General features: G+C 58.5%; 17 protein-coding genes, 1 pseudogene and 1 riboswitch. Of the genes and pseudogenes, 14 read left to right on the forward strand and 4 right to left on the reverse strand.

Annotated elements, in window-relative coordinates:
* Nucleotides 1–4: 4 nt before the first annotated feature.
* The 8 genes and pseudogenes from G485_RS0119180 to G485_RS0119215 all read left to right on the forward strand — a co-directional run bounded on the left by G485_RS0119180 (nucleotide 5) and on the right by G485_RS0119215 (nucleotide 7,033).
* Nucleotides 5–307: a lasso peptide biosynthesis PqqD family chaperone gene (locus G485_RS0119180; RefSeq protein WP_051318418.1), complete on the forward strand. Its 303-nt coding sequence runs from the start codon at nucleotides 5–7 to the stop codon at nucleotides 305–307.
* Between the two features lie 59 nt (nucleotides 308–366).
* A complete protein-coding gene (locus tag G485_RS0119185; RefSeq protein WP_240489210.1) occupies nucleotides 367–804 on the forward strand; it encodes a lasso peptide biosynthesis B2 protein in 438 nt (145 codons plus the stop codon).
* Nucleotides 797–1,990 (forward strand): nucleotidyltransferase domain-containing protein, encoded by a 1,194-nt coding sequence (locus G485_RS27365; RefSeq protein ID WP_051318419.1) that lies wholly within the window; start codon nucleotides 797–799, stop codon nucleotides 1,988–1,990. Before G485_RS0119185 ends, G485_RS27365 begins: the two co-directional genes overlap by 8 nt.
* Nucleotides 1,987–3,789 (forward strand): ABC transporter ATP-binding protein, encoded by a 1,803-nt coding sequence (locus tag G485_RS0119195; RefSeq protein ID WP_027093858.1) that lies wholly within the window; start codon nucleotides 1,987–1,989, stop codon nucleotides 3,787–3,789. The genes G485_RS27365 and G485_RS0119195 overlap by 4 nt, the downstream gene beginning before the upstream one ends.
* Before the next feature lie 13 nt (nucleotides 3,790–3,802).
* Nucleotides 3,803–4,741 carry an LCP family glycopolymer transferase gene (locus G485_RS0119200; RefSeq protein ID WP_035157275.1) on the forward strand — a complete coding sequence of 313 codons (939 nt, stop codon included), beginning with the start codon at nucleotides 3,803–3,805 and terminating at the stop codon, nucleotides 4,739–4,741.
* A gap of 32 nt (nucleotides 4,742–4,773) precedes the next feature.
* Nucleotides 4,774–5,175, forward strand: a pseudogene (locus G485_RS27370) (NAD-dependent epimerase/dehydratase family protein); the annotation flags it as partial.
* A gap of 135 nt (nucleotides 5,176–5,310) precedes the next feature.
* Nucleotides 5,311–6,234, forward strand: a complete 924-nt coding sequence (locus tag G485_RS0119210; RefSeq protein ID WP_035157279.1) for an ABC transporter ATP-binding protein — start codon at nucleotides 5,311–5,313, stop codon at nucleotides 6,232–6,234.
* Nucleotides 6,218–7,033, forward strand: a complete 816-nt coding sequence (locus tag G485_RS0119215) for an ABC transporter permease (protein WP_240489211.1) — start codon at nucleotides 6,218–6,220, stop codon at nucleotides 7,031–7,033. Before G485_RS0119210 ends, G485_RS0119215 begins: the two co-directional genes overlap by 17 nt.
* Before the next feature lie 110 nt (nucleotides 7,034–7,143).
* On the opposite strand, the gene ligD is transcribed toward G485_RS0119215, so the two are convergent.
* Both ligD and G485_RS0119225 read right to left on the reverse strand, forming a co-directional pair.
* A complete protein-coding gene (gene ligD / locus G485_RS0119220; RefSeq protein WP_035157282.1) occupies nucleotides 7,144–8,031 on the reverse strand; it encodes a non-homologous end-joining DNA ligase in 888 nt (295 codons plus the stop codon).
* 89 nt (nucleotides 8,032–8,120) lie between these two features.
* Complete coding sequence (locus G485_RS0119225; RefSeq protein ID WP_027093864.1) at nucleotides 8,121–9,056, reverse strand: ATP-dependent DNA ligase; 936 nt, start codon at nucleotides 9,054–9,056, stop codon at nucleotides 8,121–8,123.
* Nucleotides 9,057–9,214: 158 nt separating this feature from the next.
* On the opposite strand from G485_RS0119225, the gene G485_RS0119230 reads away from it, so the two are divergent.
* From G485_RS0119230 to G485_RS0119245, 3 genes are all read left to right on the forward strand, one after another.
* A complete protein-coding gene (locus G485_RS0119230; RefSeq protein WP_027093865.1) occupies nucleotides 9,215–10,372 on the forward strand; it encodes a hypothetical protein in 1,158 nt (385 codons plus the stop codon).
* Complete coding sequence (locus tag G485_RS0119235; protein ID WP_027093866.1) at nucleotides 10,359–10,586, forward strand: hypothetical protein; 228 nt, start codon at nucleotides 10,359–10,361, stop codon at nucleotides 10,584–10,586. The genes G485_RS0119230 and G485_RS0119235 overlap by 14 nt, the downstream gene beginning before the upstream one ends.
* A gap of 501 nt (nucleotides 10,587–11,087) precedes the next feature.
* Nucleotides 11,088–11,318, forward strand: coding sequence for a hypothetical protein (locus G485_RS0119245; protein ID WP_027093867.1), 231 nt, complete (start codon nucleotides 11,088–11,090; stop codon nucleotides 11,316–11,318).
* A 354-nt stretch (nucleotides 11,319–11,672) separates the two neighbouring features.
* On the opposite strand, the gene G485_RS29445 is transcribed toward G485_RS0119245, so the two are convergent.
* On the reverse strand, nucleotides 11,673–12,491 hold the full coding sequence (locus G485_RS29445; protein ID WP_027093868.1) for a CAP domain-containing protein: 819 nt from the start codon (nucleotides 12,489–12,491) through the stop codon (nucleotides 11,673–11,675).
* Nucleotides 12,492–12,497: 6 nt separating this feature from the next.
* Nucleotides 12,498–12,631: riboswitch (cyclic di-AMP (ydaO/yuaA leader) on the reverse strand.
* Between the two features lie 68 nt (nucleotides 12,632–12,699).
* Nucleotides 12,700–13,665, reverse strand: a complete 966-nt coding sequence (ku, locus tag G485_RS27375; RefSeq protein ID WP_084423399.1) for a non-homologous end joining protein Ku — start codon at nucleotides 13,663–13,665, stop codon at nucleotides 12,700–12,702.
* 169 nt (nucleotides 13,666–13,834) lie between these two features.
* Here ku and G485_RS30510 point away from each other — a divergent pair, with 169 nt between their 5' ends.
* From G485_RS30510 to G485_RS0119270, 3 genes are all read left to right on the forward strand, one after another.
* Nucleotides 13,835–14,002 (forward strand): hypothetical protein, encoded by a 168-nt coding sequence (locus tag G485_RS30510; protein ID WP_169732348.1) that lies wholly within the window; start codon nucleotides 13,835–13,837, stop codon nucleotides 14,000–14,002.
* Nucleotides 13,999–14,184: an H-type small acid-soluble spore protein gene (locus G485_RS0119265; protein ID WP_027093869.1), complete on the forward strand. Its 186-nt coding sequence runs from the start codon at nucleotides 13,999–14,001 to the stop codon at nucleotides 14,182–14,184. The genes G485_RS30510 and G485_RS0119265 overlap by 4 nt, the downstream gene beginning before the upstream one ends.
* A 114-nt stretch (nucleotides 14,185–14,298) precedes the next feature.
* Complete coding sequence (locus G485_RS0119270; RefSeq protein ID WP_027093870.1) at nucleotides 14,299–14,865, forward strand: FAD-dependent oxidoreductase; 567 nt, start codon at nucleotides 14,299–14,301, stop codon at nucleotides 14,863–14,865.
* Nucleotides 14,866–14,869 lie beyond the last annotated feature (4 nt).

Consider the following 14,869-nt stretch of genomic DNA (forward strand, 5'->3'; position numbering starts at 1 on the left):
TCCGATGAGTCATTCCCTCGAATTTCCGAATCGGTTGTTCACGCAGGCCGACGGCAATCTCGTCAGCGACATGAACGGCGAGAAAGTCATGCTGAGCATTCAGAGCGGCAAGTATTACAATCTCGGCGAAATTGGCGGCCGAATCTGGGAATTAATCGCTTCGCCGCTGTCCGTCGGGCAGATTACCGACATTCTCGTGAACGAATATGAAGTCGATCCGGCCGAATGCAGCCAAGAGGTAGAGCGGTTTATCCAAGCGTTGTCGAAGGAACAGCTCGTTCGGTCCATGGATGCGCTTCCCGAGTAAGGAAGGAGCGAAAGGCGTTGCGAAGGAAATGGCGTTCATTCGTTAAGATGCCGTTCGCTATGAAGCTGATGCTTGCGGAGGCTTACGTCTTTCTCGGGTGGTCGCGTATTTTGAAGCTGTTCCCGTTCTCGAAGGTGGCGCCGAACCTGGGCGTGCAGATGGCGGAGACGTCCTGGTCGCATCCCGGAGAGGATGAGCGAATGATCCGGCGAGTGGCGAGGGCGGTCCGGACGATGAGCCGCTATACGTGGTGGGAGAGCAAATGTCTGGTGAGGGCGATCGCCGCGATGAAGATGCTCCGCCGCCGCGGCATCGACAGCACGCTCTATCTCGGAACGGCGAAGGATAAGTCCGGGCAGTTGGTCGCGCACGCTTGGCTTCGCAGCGGACCTTATTATTTGACGGGCGCGGAAGAGATGGAGCAGTTCACGGTCGTAGGAAAGTTCGGTTACTTCGCCCCTGACCGGCGAGGCCAAAGGAGACATCGGCATGGATGACGCGCTGGAACGAACCGTTCGATCATTGCCGCGGGAGTTGAAGGCATTGCTGCCTTGCCTGCGAATGCAGCAGGGGAAGCCGGCTTGGCGGGAACTTCCCGATTGGGAAGCGATCGATCGCGAACAACTGCTTCGGCTGGTTAAGCATCACCGCGTCTATCCGCTCGTGATGGAAAGTTGGCGCTCCGAAGGGGACTCGAGTGCCGTCCTGCAGGAACTGCGCGCCTTGCGCAACCGGAACTCGTTGCATATGCTTCAACTCGCGGCCGAGATGACCGAGGTCGTCCGACTTCTGGCGGAACGGGGCGTTCCTGCGTTGGTATTGAAAGGCCCGGTTCTCGCTAAGAAGCTGTACGGCGACCTGTCGCTTCGGACGTCCAAGGATTTGGATTTGCTCGTCCCTCCCGGCCGAATCGGGGAAGCGGAGTCCGTCTTGCAAAGCCGCGGCTACCGGGAAGATGGCGCCATCCCTCGGGTGTTGAACGACTGGATGCGGAAAACGCATCATGCTTCCTACAAGCTTCCCGCAACCGGCATTCAGATCGAATTGCACTGGCGGATGAATCCCGACACGGCGAACGAGCCGGATTTCGAAGCGCTGTGGGCGCGGCGGCAGGAAGCGGACTTTTCCGGCCGGACGGTTGCCATGCTGGGCCCGGAGGATCTGTTCGTCTATCTCGTCTCGCATGGCGCAAGACATGGGTGGTTTCGTCTTCGCTGGCTTGCGGATATCGACAGGATGCTGCGGAGCCCGCTGCGATGGACGCTGCTGCGGACGCTTCTGGAGCAGAACGAGTGCCGGCACTTGGCGGGTCAAGCGGCGATCCTGTGCGAAGCGCTGCTCCAAACTCCCGTGCCCGAAGCAATGCGTCCGTATATGGCCAAACGAAGGGCGCTCCGTCTGGCCAAGGGAGCCGTAAAGATCATACGCGATCTTGTTCAAATGACGCCGAAGCCGAACAGCAAAGATGTGAACAAATATTATCGGCGCTACGTGTTCTCCATCCGATCGCTGCGTCAGAAGCGGGCCTATCTGATAAGCAAGCTGTACCCCAGCTCCTGGGATGCCCGGCTCCTCCCGCTGCCCGCGCCATTGCGATTTCTTTATTTTCCCCTGAGACCCTTCCTGTGGTTCTGGAGACGGATGCGGAACGAGGCGTCCTGGAAGACGGAGGACTTAAGATGAAGGAACTTTTGCATTACTTTCGCAAATTTCATGCCTTCGCGGGTCGAAGGCTCTATATCAATCTGATCGGCATGGTGCTGATCAGCTTCATCGAGGGCGTCGGGATCTATTTGCTCGTTCCGATGCTTAGCCTTATGGGCTCCTTCCATCTTAATCTCGGAAGCATCCCCTATATCGACCGTTTAATGGGACCGATTGAGAGCATCCCCGAACAGGCGCGCCTGCCTCTGATTTTGCTCGTCTATGTCGTCCTGATTATTGGCCAGGCGTTGCTGCAGCGCATGCTGCAATTGCAGAACAGCCGAATGAACCAGGGGTTCATTCAGCTCCTGAGATTGGATATTTATCAGCGTCTGCTTGCTTCCGGATGGCACTTCTTCGTGAGAAAGCGGAAATCTGATTTCTATCATATGCTGACGACCGAATTGGGAAGAGTTGCGAGCGGCACCGTGCAAGCGATGACGTTCCTGACTTCCGCCGTGTTCACGGCCATCCAGATCGGTCTCGCCTTCCTGCTCTCCGCCAAGCTCACCCTGCTGGTCATCGCCTGCGGCGTCGGCTTCGTCCTGTTCTCCCGGCGCTTCGTTCGCAGCGCCAAACGGTTGGGCGGACGGATGAGCGAGCTGTCTCAAGGCTACTTCGCCGCAGTCAACGACAGCTTCAGCGGCATTAAGGATATTAAGAGCAACCGGCTGGAGTCGACGCAATTGCAATGGTTCCAGGATTTGAACCGGCAAATGGAAGAGAATGCGAACCAGTTCGTGCGCAATCAGTCGATGAGCCAATTCGTCTACAAGACGGCGTCGGCGCTTCTGATCGTGCTGTTCGTCTTTGTCTCGTTCGAGCTGCTGCATGTCCAGACCGAGCAGCTCGTCATGATTGTGCTGATTTTTACCCGTTTGTGGCCGCGATTTACTTCCCTGCAAAGCAGCGCGGAGCAGATGGTGTCCGCCGTTCCGGCTTATCGGGGCTTGCTCGAGCTGACGCGGGAGTGCACGGAAGCTCGCGAGGCCGAAGTGGAGCTCGCCCTGCGGGAGCCGAATCGGGAACCGCTGACCATTCGTCAATCCATCGTTTGCAGGGGGGTTGCCTTCCGCTACGATCCTCACTCTCCCACTTACGCGTTAAAGAATATTCACCTCGCCATTCCGGCCAATCGGACGACGGCGATCGTCGGCCGGTCCGGCGCGGGGAAGAGCACGTTGATCGATGTGCTGATCGGACTGTTCCAGCCGGAGGAAGGGGAGGTGTTGATCGACGGCGTTCCGTTGACAGGCGACAAGCTGTCCGCTTACCGGCGTTCGATCAGCTACGTCTCGCAAGACCCGTTTCTGTTCCATGCGAGCATTCGCAACAACCTGAAGATGGTGGCGCCGGACGCGACGGAAGAGGAAATTTGGCAAGCGCTTACGTTCGCAGCGGCCAAGGACTTCGTAAGCAGACTCCCTCAAGGGATCGACACGGTGCTGGGCGACCGGGGCGTACGGCTCTCGGGCGGCGAGCGCCAGCGGATTGTGCTCGCTCGGGCGATTCTCCGCAAGCCGTCGATTCTCGTGCTGGACGAAGCGACCAGCGCGCTGGACAACGAGAACGAGGCGAAAATTCAAGAGGCGTTGGATCAGCTTAAGGGCAATCTCACCATCGTCATCATTGCCCATCGTTTATCCACCATTCGCAACGCGGATCAGGTTGTCGTCATCGATCAAGGAACGGTCATCCAGCAAGGCGAATACCTCCAGCTGTCCAAAGAAGCGAAAGGGGTTTTCAGCCAACTGCTGGCTTATCAAGCGAAAGCGTAGGTGCGATCGAAGCATGAAAAAGTGGATCTGGATCGGGATTTCCATCACCGTAGCGCTTTTTGTCATCGCCGGCGGCATGCTGTTTTACGCGTACCATTCGCTTAAGCATACAGCCAAGCAGGTTTATGAGCCTTTGCCTTCCGATACGCCCCGATATGTCAGCCGGGATACCGAGGTCAAGCCGCTGAACAAGGTGGAGACGGGCAAGCTCGCGCCCTTCACGGCCTTGATCCTCGGCGTGGACGAACGGGAGCACGACCGTGGGCGGTCGGACACCATTCTCATTCTGACCGTCAACCCGCAGACGCATAAGGTGCTCATGTTCAGCATCCCGCGGGACACGCGAACGGAAATTGCCGGCAAGGGCGTTCAGGACAAGATCAACCACGCATACGCGTTCGAAGAAGTAGCCGGATCGATTCGGACGGTGGAAAATTTCCTCGATATGCCGATCGACTACTATGTGGAAGTGAACATGGAAGGGTTCGAGGCGGTTGTGAATATTTTGGGCGGGGTCGATGTCCATAATCCGTTCGCCTTCGATTATTTGGGATCGTCCTTCCGGAAGGGGCCGCTGCATTTGAACGGGGAGTTGGCGCTCAAGTATTCGCGCATGCGATTCGACGACCCGAGAGGGGACTTCGGCCGCACCGAACGCCAGCGTCAGATTGTCAGCGACGTGATCCGTCGTGCCGCCCAGTGGAATAACGCGCTTGAACTGCCCAAGGTGCTCAAATCCGTCGAGAAATATGTGCGAACGAATATGACCTTCGGAGAGATGCAGGATCTGGCGCTCAAGTATCGGCAGAAGATCGGCACGATTGAGACGACGGAGATCGAAGGAAAGGGCGCAATGATCGGCGGAATCTACTACTTCATCGTCGATCAGACGGAGAGGGACCGGATTCACGATGCCATGAAGCAAGCGCTTAAGACGAACGCGGCGGGCTGAACGGCGCCTGCCCGGTCAATACTCGCCAGCCCGAATGGAGCATCGCTTTGCTGCGGTATTTTAATCCGGCGGGAGCCCACAAGAGCGGCCGGATCGGCGAGGATCCGCGAGGCGCGCCGAGCAACCTTCTCCCGTTCATCTCGCAGGTGGCGGTCGGGAGGCGGCCCGAGCTGACGATCTTCGGCAACGACTACCCGCCCCCGGACGGAACGGGCGTCAGGGATTATTTGCACGTGGAGGATTTGGCCGCCGGCCACTTGCGGGCGCTGGAGAAGGTCGGCGCGTCGCGGGGCGTGGAAGCTTATAATTTTGGGACGGGCAACGGCTTCAGCGTCCTGGAGATGTGCGAAGACGCATGGAGATGGCAAGTCGGCAATCCGAACGGTTATGCGAAGACCCGCGGCGGCGGACGGCGCCTCGGCAACACCTTCTGATCGCCTCCGGCCGAGACGGTTTCCCTTCCTCTTTCCTCCCCTTCGAGTTTAAATTTCGTTAAATTCCAGGATATAGGCTTGCAAAGCCGCTATAATGAATTCAGTGTCCAAATATAGATAGCCGGAGGGAAGATCATGTCTCAAGTTCCAGTCGCGCGATTGCAGGATGTAACCAAGCGCATCGGCAGCCGCACGATTATCGACCGCGTCTCCCTGGAGATTTATCCGGGAGAAGTGTTCGGATTCCTCGGGCCGAACGGTTCGGGGAAAACAACGACGATCCGCATGATGGTCGGATTGATGGCGATGACGTCGGGGGATATTTCGATCGGGGGGCACAGCGTCCGCACGCATTACCCCCAGGCGGCGGCCCAGGTCGGCGCCATCGTAGAAAATCCGGAGATGTACAAATATCTCACCGGGTACCAGAATTTGCTGCATTACGCCCGAATGAACGCCTCCATCACGCGGGAGCGCATCGACGAAGTGGTGAAGCTGGTCGGCTTGTCCGGCCGCATTCACGACAAGGTGAAGAAATATTCGCTCGGCATGCGTCAGCGGCTTGGCGTCGCGCAAGCCGTCATGCACCGGCCGAAGCTGCTCATTCTGGACGAGCCGACGAACGGACTCGATCCGGCCGGCATTCGCGAGCTCCGGGATTATCTCCGGCAGCTTGCGCAAGAGGAAGGGACCGCGGTGTTCGTCTCCAGCCATCTGCTGTCGGAGATGGAGCTGATGTGCGATCGGGTGGCGATATTGCAGAAAGGGCAAATCATCGACATCCGGTCCATTCGCGGACAAGCGGCATCGGCGCAACAGCAAGCGGAAGAGGCGCTGTTCGACGTCGACCGTCCCGAAGCCGCGCTCGGCGTCCTGCAAGGGCAGGGCGGCGGCCGCATTGTGGACGGGCTGCTTGAGCTGACGGCGGATCGCAACGAGATCGCGGAAGTGAACCGGCGGCTGGTCGAAGCCGGCATCCGCGTCTACGGCATCCGGACGAAGACCAAATCGCTGGAAGACCAATTCCTCGAAGTGACGGGGAGTGAGACCATTGGCTAACTTTTGGAAGCTCGTGCAGAACGAAAATATGAAAATTTACCGCCGCATGCGCACTTGGGTCATGCTCGGAATCGTCGTGCTGATTCCGATCGTCGTCACCGTCGCCTTCTTGCTGCTCTCGGACAGCAAGGATGCGAACAACTGGGAGATGATGCAGCTGGAGACGACCATTCTGTTCTCCCTCATCACGATCTTTACGGTCGTCGTCGCCGCCGATTCGGTGGCTGGGGAATTCTCGACCGGCACGATCAAGCTGCTGCTCATTCGTCCCTGGAGCCGGTCGTCGATTCTATTGTCCAAGTTTATCGCCTTGGTGCTGTTTTCCGTGCTGCTGTCGGTCGTTTGCTTTGTCTTAACGTGGGGAGTGAACACGCTCGTTTTCGGCTTCAGCTCCGACACGAGCGGGCTTATTCCGGCCAACTCCCCGCTTGCGGGACAGTCCCCTTGGACCTATATGGGGCTGGATTACCTGTATGAATGGATCGAATTGATCGTCATCGTCGCCTTCGCGTTCATGCTGTCGTCGGCGTTCCGGAGCAGCGGCCTGGCCATCGGCCTGTCGATTTTCCTGCTGTTCGCCGGCAGCATGATCACCGGGCTTCTCTCCGTCACGAACAAGCCCTGGGTCAAGTACGTCCTGTTCTCGAATCTGGACCTGACCGCTTATTTGAACGGGGGCAACCCGGTGCCGAACTTCAAAACGACGGTCGGCTTCTCGCTGTCCGTGCTGGCCGTCTACTTTATCGTCTTCAATATCGTCTCCTGGACCATCTTCAGGAGACGGGACGTGGCCGCTTAAGGCAAGGCCTTCCGCGGGGCCGCCATCCGACGCCCTTCCGGCTTCATGGCCGGTAGGGCGTTTTTTTGGATCATTCAGCATCTATAAGATGACGCAGAAGGGGCTTTTGTTTACAAGGACCGGATCTGCTGAAGCACCGGCCGAAGCTGCTGGCGGGGCAACAGGCGAATCAAATCCCCGGTGCGGCGCAACCTCTCCTCGATATTCAGCAAATGGAAGTCGGTCGGCTTCGGATCGCGGCGAACCTCCTCCCAGGTTAGCGGGGTAGAGACCGGTGCGCCGGGACGGGCGCGGGGAGTATACGGCGCGGCCAGCGTCCTGCCGGGATAGAACTGCAAATAGTCGAGGTAGATCAGCGTGCCGCGGTTTTTCTTGAGCCTCTCGACGGTGAACAGCTGCGGATGCTTGGCCGCCAAATATTCGCAGACGAATTTGCCGAAGCCGCGGAGATCGTCGTAGGTCGGTCCGGGCTCAATCGGCATGACGATCTGCACGCCTGTCGCCCCCGACGTCTTCGGCACCGCGGACAGGCCGAGCGAAGCGAGCAGTTCGCCGACGATCGCGGTCGCTTCCATAATTCGCGGCTCCACCTCCAACATCGGATCGATGTCCAGAATCCATCGGTCCGGCAGCGCATCGTCCGTGCTCTCGCACGAGACGTGAAACTCCAGGCTGTACAGGCTGCCCAGCCAGACAAGCGTAGGCATGGAATCGAGCACGACGTAGTTGATCGTACCGTTTACGGCGGTGTTCACGTACGGAGGGATGGGCTGAGGGCAGTTTTTCTGGTAAAAGGAGATGCCTCCGATTCCTTCCGGATAACGGATCGTCGTTAAATAACGACGTTCGCTGTGCGGAAGCAAATATGGCGCCAGAGCGGCGAGCTTCTGTACGTACACGAGCTTCGTAATGCCCATCTCCGGCCAGATCGGCTTGTCGGGGTGGGAGAGCTTCAGCTCGGTGTCGCCGAGCTTGATCAAGGTTTTCGTCGCGGCCATCGGCAGGACTCCTTTCCAAGCGCCACGTTCTTTTGCCTTTAGGCTTCCCCGCCGCGCGGGACTTTCTCCTCCCGCTCCGGAAGCCGATCTTATTCGAACACGCATTCCTCCGGCGGCTTGTCCACGAACGCCTGAATGCTGGGCTGGCGCATCGTCCGCCCCTCGTGCAGACGCCATTCGGAATATCGGATCTTGGCGGTCAGCAGCGGCTTGACCCACCGTGCGCCGCGGAACTCCTCATGGCGGCCGGCGAACGGGCATACCGGCGTCTCGATGGCCGTCAGCCGCTCCGTCAGCTCCCGCCAATCGGCCGCGCTCAATTTGCCGGTCCCCACTTTGCCGATAAACAGCAATCGCCCTTCGCGGTATAGCCCGGCCAGCACGGCCCGAACGACGCCCTCTTCCATCCGGAACCCGCCGATGACCGCCACGACGTCGCCGTAATTTTTAACCTTGACCCACCGGGTGTCCTTGCCGCCCGTCGCGTAGGCGCTGTCCGTTTTTTTCGAGACGATGCCTTCCATGCCGTGGCTGCGAATGACGTCGAACAGAGCGGCGCCGTCCGGATGGGAAGCGACCGGCTGAACCGCCCGGCTCGGAACGAGCCGTTCCTCCAGCAACCGCTGGCGCTCCGAGAGCGGCCGGTCGATCGTCCATTCCCCGTCGCAATAGAGGATGTCGAACACCATGTACGCAATCGGGACGCTTTGAACGGCTTGCGGCACGCGGGACAGCGTCCGAATGCCGTCCCGCCGCATGACCTCGTGGAACGAAGGCTTGCCGTCGGCGGCCAGCGCGATCACTTCGCCGTCGAGAATGAACGAGCTCGCCTTGCAGTAAGAGGGCGAGGTCAGCTCGGGATATTGGGCGGTTCGTTCGCGCTTTTTGCGGTTGAACAGCCGGAGGGGCCCGCCGTCGTAATAGGCGAGAATCCGCACCCCGTCCCATTTGATCTGATGAATCCAGTCCGGACCGGCCGGAATGTCCGCCGCCCGAACGGGCTCGAAGGGGACGATCGGTTCCATTCGTCGCATCACCTGCTTCCAGTATGCCCATCCCGGCGTCGCGCAATTTGCCGTTTGACTCGCTTCGGCTCGTTTGAACGCAACAAATCCCGTATGCCCGCCGGTCCAAGATATGGTACGATATAAGCGACAAGAGCCTATCCCGGGGGTGGGAATCGATGAGCGGGCAACGTCCGGAAGACGCCGTCAATCGGATCGAGCTTCTCAGTTGGCTGAAGACGATCGAGCGGGATTTCGACCCGGTGCTGCTCGAAGCGAGGAAGCAGTATCCCGCCTCCGGCTGGGTCGGGGTTTGGCTGGCCCGGTCGCTGCTCGGCATCAAATACAAGAGAATGCCGGAGGACAGCATCCAGAAGACCGTCGCCTTCTTCTCCAGCCGGGCCACGTTGTGGTCGGCGTGGCTCGTCGCGATCGCGGGCAACGCGGCGCTTGCCTGGATTCGGGGCTTCGACGACTGGCAATGGCTCGCCGGCATCGTTCTCCTCGCCGCCGCCGTCGCCGGCTCGCTCAAGAGCAACCTGACCCGCATGCTGACGCCCGGCGATCCTTATTTCAATTCGAGCGCGTATAAGCTGTTCCGCCCGAAGGAATATTTCATGTTCCTCAATTATTTGAAGGAGAACAAGCATACGTTCGGCACGGTCGCCAAGTGGGTCGAGCTTCTGTACAACGAGCATTCGCTTGATCATTTGATCCGCGAGCATCAGGCGATCAACGAACAGCTTCGCCGGGAATCGCGGGAATTCAAAGCCTCGCTGGAGAGAAGCGAACGGAATTTGCGAACCGCCGATATGCAAATCGATCTGCTGAACCGCAAAATCGAGCTTCTCATCCAGCAAGTGAGCGCGAACGAGAACGGCTTTAACGCCGCCATCGACGTCATTTACCGGCTCCGGCGGGCCGATCCGAAGCTTTTTACCCCGAACGATCTGCGCGTTCTGACGGCTTTTTCGCTCTTCGAGCTGGAAGGCGACGTTTTATACCGGATCTGCGAGCAGGGCACAACGGAGACGCCGCCCGCCATTCACCTCGACGATCCGAACTATGCCCGCTATTCGTCGGTCAAGCTCGTTCATAGCGACAATACGATCGAATACGCGACGAGCGACCGGGAAGGCAGAACCGTAGCCAGCTATTGGATCGAGCTTCCGTCGGAGCGGGTCGTCATCTATAACTTTCACTTTGAATCTACAAACCGGTCGATCCATGCTATAATAGAATCGAAAGAAATGTACCGGTTCATCCGGGGGATCTGCATCCATCTGGAAGAGCGCGGTTTGCTGGAGAAGGAGGGGATTCGGCATGCCGAAGCGTAACGTTCGTTCCGCGGACCGGCTCAAGACGAACAGTCAGCGGCTGCAGGAAATTATGGTCGACATCGACCGGATCCGGGCGCAGCGCGCGCAGAACCGCGTGGCCATCCTGGCCGGGCACCAGCGGATGGAGGAGCTCGTCTCCAGCATGACCGAGACGATAGCCAAGCAGGAGCGCAATTTGGACAAGCTTATGAAGCTGGCGGGGGCCAGATAATGTACGCGCGAAGAGGAGCTGCGGGCTCCTCTTTTTATTTGCGTTTTAAAGCCGCTATTTACGTTCATACTAGTTCTACTAGAGCAATCAAAGGGGCCGTAGCGGTGAATCGGGACAAAGTAGTGCGAGGCAAGTTCAGATTGGGTGAAAACCAGTTTCCATCTTCGCGGGAGAAAACGATGAAGATCGTTCAGGATATCGCGAGAATCAATCGGAAAATGGCGGAGAAACGCAGCCGGAAGAAAAACTAGCGGCACGCCCGCCGGTTATTTGAGCCGGCCGATCGAAGAGCTGCAGCGATAGTTGCCGAAGCGCAGCAGATCGTTGAGAAAATCGTTGAACGACGAAGATTCCCGGCCGGGAACCGTCTGTCTTTATCATTTTAGCAGTCGCCGTGAAGGAAGCATAGGCAAGGCGCATTTTCATGAACCAAACCGGAGACGTTCCGAATAGCTTAATTCTAACGAAGCTTTCTCACCATCCGAATGGAGGTACGTCTTCATGGGCCTTCCTCTGTCCTCCGCCTCTTCTCTCGTCTCGCTGTTTCTCGTTTTTTGGACCGGCTCGGCCTGGTTCGCCGCCCTGCATCCGCAGGCGTTCCGGCAATGGCTGAAGGCGTTCGGCCTGTTCGGCAAGACGGCGGACGATCCCCGCTTCCCTTACCGGATCGTCGGCTTGGTCTACGGCGCGGCCGGCTTGCTGCTGTTAGCGTTTCCTTCTTTTTTGAAGTAGGGGTGTTCAAAAGATAGCCTATTTGCCAGGAGATTCGCCGCCGCCTATATACCGAATATTTGCCGGGCACGCTGCTGTCGGAGAACGATCCGGCCGAGCAGCTGCAGATGAGCCGCACGCACTGGCTGAAGCCTGTCGGTGCCTCTTGTTTAAGGAAGATGCGACAAGGAGGATCTTAAGAAGAATGGTTCAGAAGGGGATTCTTCGTTCTGTCGGGAAAGGAACCCTGATCAGTTAACGAATAAAGCGGATTTGTACTTGCGTTAGCTGTAAGCCGCTAATGTCGGGTTACAACAAGCAACGGCTGGCGCAGAAAAAAAACGGGCTGAGCTAAGCTCAACCCGGTAAATAAGGTCAACCTATGAATTCTTGTACCCATTCGCCGTTATAGTAGGCGACGCCGATAGACGTGTAGTGTCCGTTCAAAATATTGGCGCGATGGCCGGAGCTGTTCATCCAGTCGTTCATGACGGCTTGCGGATTTGGCTGGCCTTTGGCGATGTTCTCGCCCGCGTAGTTGTAAGTCACGCCGAATTGCCTCATCATGTCGAACGGCGAGCCGTACGTCGGCGAGTTATGGTCGAAATAGTTGTTCGTGTACATGTCCTTCGCTTTGGCCAGAGCAACCGAAGTCAGCTTCGAATCGGTCTTCAAAGCTTTCAGGCCGGCTTTGGCGCGTTCCTGGTTAACCAGATTGACGACTTGCGCGGCAAAATCGGACTGCGTGGCGTTGGAACCGGAGCCCTTCGACGATCCGGCGCCTGCCGAAGAACCGGAACCCGACGTGGAACCGCTATTGCCCGTCGATCCCGATCCCGAACCGGAGCCGTTCGTCTTACCGGAACCGGCCTTAGAGCCCGTATTCGAGCCGCAATAGCCGGAGCCGGCGTTCGATCCCGAACCGGAACCGTTCGAGGAGCCATAGCCGTTCGTCCAGCCCGAATCGCTGCCCGCGAAGCCTTGCTGGATTTGCTGCAGCAGCGAATTCCAATCGATGCCGTATTGGCTGGCCAACTGCGACCAATTAATGGAATAGGTCTTGGCATGGTTATTGGCCGACGTCGAGGTCGTGGCCGCCGATGCGGCGCCTGCCGCAGGAATGGACAGTGCCAATACGAGAGAGCCGGACAGAACCAACTTGCCGATACCGCTGCGATTGTTGCGTTTAAACAATGAAGATTCCTCCCTTTGTCTGGCCTGCGAGGTTAGCTGACGGGTTCGGGTCAAAGAGTACCCCTGGCGCTTGCAGAGCGCCTTCACCCCACGAACTTGGTTCCCCCGCGCCCATATTCGGGCTTCGGCCTTGGAATACTTCACATTTTAGCAGCTATCGCAGGGCCATTCATTGATTAAATATTGGAAGACCTCTGGGAAAAACCGATCAAGTCCCCGAATCCTTCGGACCTGCAGCGCGCGAAGTCCGCCGCTTCTTGGTCGTGCCGCCGTCGCTTCCCGCCTTGCCGCCGCCTCCGGCCGGCTCGGCTCCCACGGCCGCTTTCGCCTTCGCGGGCGCGCGTACGACCGGCTTGCGCTTGCCCGCCTCCTCCGCCGCCCCGCCGGCAGCCCCGGCCGCAGGCTTGACAGCCTCAAGGCTGGCCTGCAGCGCGGCCATCAGATCGATGACGTTCGTCCGTTCCGCAGCCGGAGCGGTGACGACATCCGCGCCTTCGCCCGCAATTTTCCGCTGGATAGCGTCCAGCAGAGCGATCCGATAATCGTCGGTGTACTTCTCCGGATCGAAAGGAGCGGACAATTGATCGATAAGCAGTTTCGCCATTGCCAGCTCCCGGTCGTTGACCGTAATGTTCTGCGGCAGATTGGGAACGCCCTGCAGTCCCCGAATTTCGTCCGGATAGAACATCGTCTCCATACAGATGCAGTTGTCCAGCACGCGGATGGCGGCGAGGCTGCTTTTGCTGCGAATCGCGACTTTGGCGATGCCGATCCGCCCGGATTGGCGCATGGCCTCGAGAAGCAGATTGTACGCCCCGCCTCCCGCCTGATCGGGGGACAAGTAGTACGTCTTCTGATAATAAATCGGGTCGATCTCCTCCAGGTCGACGAAGTCCAAAATCTGAATCGTTCGCGTCGTCTCGGGCTTGACCGCCTCGAGCTCCTGCTCGTCGAACAGCACGAAGCGCCCTTTCTCATATTCGTAGCCCTTCGTAATTTCTTCCCACTCCACGGCCTTCTCGCAATGCGGACAGCTGCGCGTATAGGCGATGGGGGTGCCGCACGGCTTATGGATGTACCGCAGGTGAACGTCTTTGTCTTCGGTGGCGGTGAACATTTTGACGGGAACGTGGACGAGACCGAAACTGATAGCGCCTTTCCAGACCGTATGCATGGGCCGAAGCTCCTTTCCGTTGTATCGTTGTCTCCGGATGCCCGCGAGCCGCCGGAGCGTATGAGCGCAGTCGCTTTGCGGCTTAGGGTTCCCCGAATGCATGGTTCCAATCTGCCGGGGGCATATTGACGATGAAAACCCACTTCACCGGGCGGAGGCGACAGAACGAATGGACAATCCGAACGAAACCGACTCCCTCTTCGAGGGGAAAGACGTGTACGACATGGATATCGACCGGATGATCAACGAAGGGCTCGGCGGCGGCCAGGTGACGATTCATAACGGGCGGATCGAAGAGACGACGACGGACACGATGGAGGAGAATTGGGAAAAATGAACGTGCAGCGAGCCAAACAAATTTACGAGTCGAAAGATACGATCGAGGTGGAGATGGAAGGCCGCCCGGTCTGGATCGAGAACGTCGACACCGCGAACGGAATGGCGACCGTACAGATCGGATCCGATCCGCTCAACACGCAGACGGTATCGGTGGAACGCCTGGAAGAGAAGCGGCATTGACGCAACGGCAAGACGGGGCCATTTCGGCCTCGTCTTTCTTGCCTTTTTGATAGCGCTTAAAGGAAGTGGTACAATTAGGAAGAGATAGACAAACCGACGAAGGGAGACGGGAGCATGTACGATGTAGCGATTATCGGCGGAGGTCCGGCGGGCGCGAGCGCGGCGATTTTCACCGCCAAAGCGGGGAAAAAAACGATTGTGATCGACAGCGATCAAAGCGTCACGAGGAGGGCGTGGTTGGACAACCATTACGGGGCTCCGGCCATCTCGGGACCCGATCTGGTAGAGACCGGCAAGAAGCAGGCGGAGAAGTTCGGCGCCGAATTCGTTCGGGCCAAGGCGGGCAAACTAACGGCCGGCGACGGCTTTCTGACGGTCGAGACGGATGCGGGCACGTACGAGGCGACCCACGTCATTATCGCGACCGGCATGTTCGTCGACTTCGCGGAAGCGAGCGGCATCCGGACGAAGCCGGGCACCGAGCCGAGAATCAAAACGATCATCGACGCCACTCCCGAAGGCAAAACGAGCCTGGACAACGTCTGGGCGGCCGGCACGGTAGCGGGCGTAAGCATGCATACGATCGTCACCGCCGGCGACGGCGCGAAAGTGGCGATCAACGTCATCAGCGAGCTGAACGGCGAGCGGTACGTCGATCACGACGTTCTCAAGAACGGCTGACTTA

It is taken from the genome of Cohnella thermotolerans DSM 17683 (assembly GCF_000429825.1).
GTDB classification, from domain to species: domain Bacteria; phylum Bacillota; class Bacilli; order Paenibacillales; family Paenibacillaceae; genus Cohnella; species Cohnella thermotolerans.

What these genes read in the sequence shown, in the direction of transcription:
- G485_RS0119180 (WP_051318418.1), top strand. Translation starts at nt 5, where the DNA reads ATGAGTCATTCCCTCGAATTTCCGAATCGGTTGTTCACGCAGGCCGAC.
- G485_RS0119185 (WP_240489210.1), top strand. Translation starts at nt 367, where the DNA reads ATGAAGCTGATGCTTGCGGAGGCTTACGTCTTTCTCGGGTGGTCGCGT.
- G485_RS27365 (WP_051318419.1), top strand. Translation starts at nt 797, where the DNA reads ATGGATGACGCGCTGGAACGAACCGTTCGATCATTGCCGCGGGAGTTG.
- G485_RS0119195 (WP_027093858.1), top strand. Translation starts at nt 1,987, where the DNA reads ATGAAGGAACTTTTGCATTACTTTCGCAAATTTCATGCCTTCGCGGGT.
- G485_RS0119200 (WP_035157275.1), top strand. Translation starts at nt 3,803, where the DNA reads ATGAAAAAGTGGATCTGGATCGGGATTTCCATCACCGTAGCGCTTTTT.
- G485_RS0119210 (WP_035157279.1), top strand. Translation starts at nt 5,311, where the DNA reads ATGTCTCAAGTTCCAGTCGCGCGATTGCAGGATGTAACCAAGCGCATC.
- ligD (WP_035157282.1), bottom strand. Translation starts at nt 8,031, where the DNA reads ATGGCCGCGACGAAAACCTTGATCAAGCTCGGCGACACCGAGCTGAAG.
- G485_RS0119225 (WP_027093864.1), bottom strand. Translation starts at nt 9,056, where the DNA reads ATGGAACCGATCGTCCCCTTCGAGCCCGTTCGGGCGGCGGACATTCCG.
- G485_RS0119230 (WP_027093865.1), top strand. Translation starts at nt 9,215, where the DNA reads ATGAGCGGGCAACGTCCGGAAGACGCCGTCAATCGGATCGAGCTTCTC.
- G485_RS0119235 (WP_027093866.1), top strand. Translation starts at nt 10,359, where the DNA reads ATGCCGAAGCGTAACGTTCGTTCCGCGGACCGGCTCAAGACGAACAGT.
- G485_RS0119245 (WP_027093867.1), top strand. Translation starts at nt 11,088, where the DNA reads ATGGGCCTTCCTCTGTCCTCCGCCTCTTCTCTCGTCTCGCTGTTTCTC.
- ku (WP_084423399.1), bottom strand. Translation starts at nt 13,665, where the DNA reads ATGCATACGGTCTGGAAAGGCGCTATCAGTTTCGGTCTCGTCCACGTT.
- G485_RS30510 (WP_169732348.1), top strand. Translation starts at nt 13,835, where the DNA reads ATGGACAATCCGAACGAAACCGACTCCCTCTTCGAGGGGAAAGACGTG.
- G485_RS0119265 (WP_027093869.1), top strand. Translation starts at nt 13,999, where the DNA reads ATGAACGTGCAGCGAGCCAAACAAATTTACGAGTCGAAAGATACGATC.
- G485_RS0119270 (WP_027093870.1), top strand. Translation starts at nt 14,299, where the DNA reads ATGTACGATGTAGCGATTATCGGCGGAGGTCCGGCGGGCGCGAGCGCG.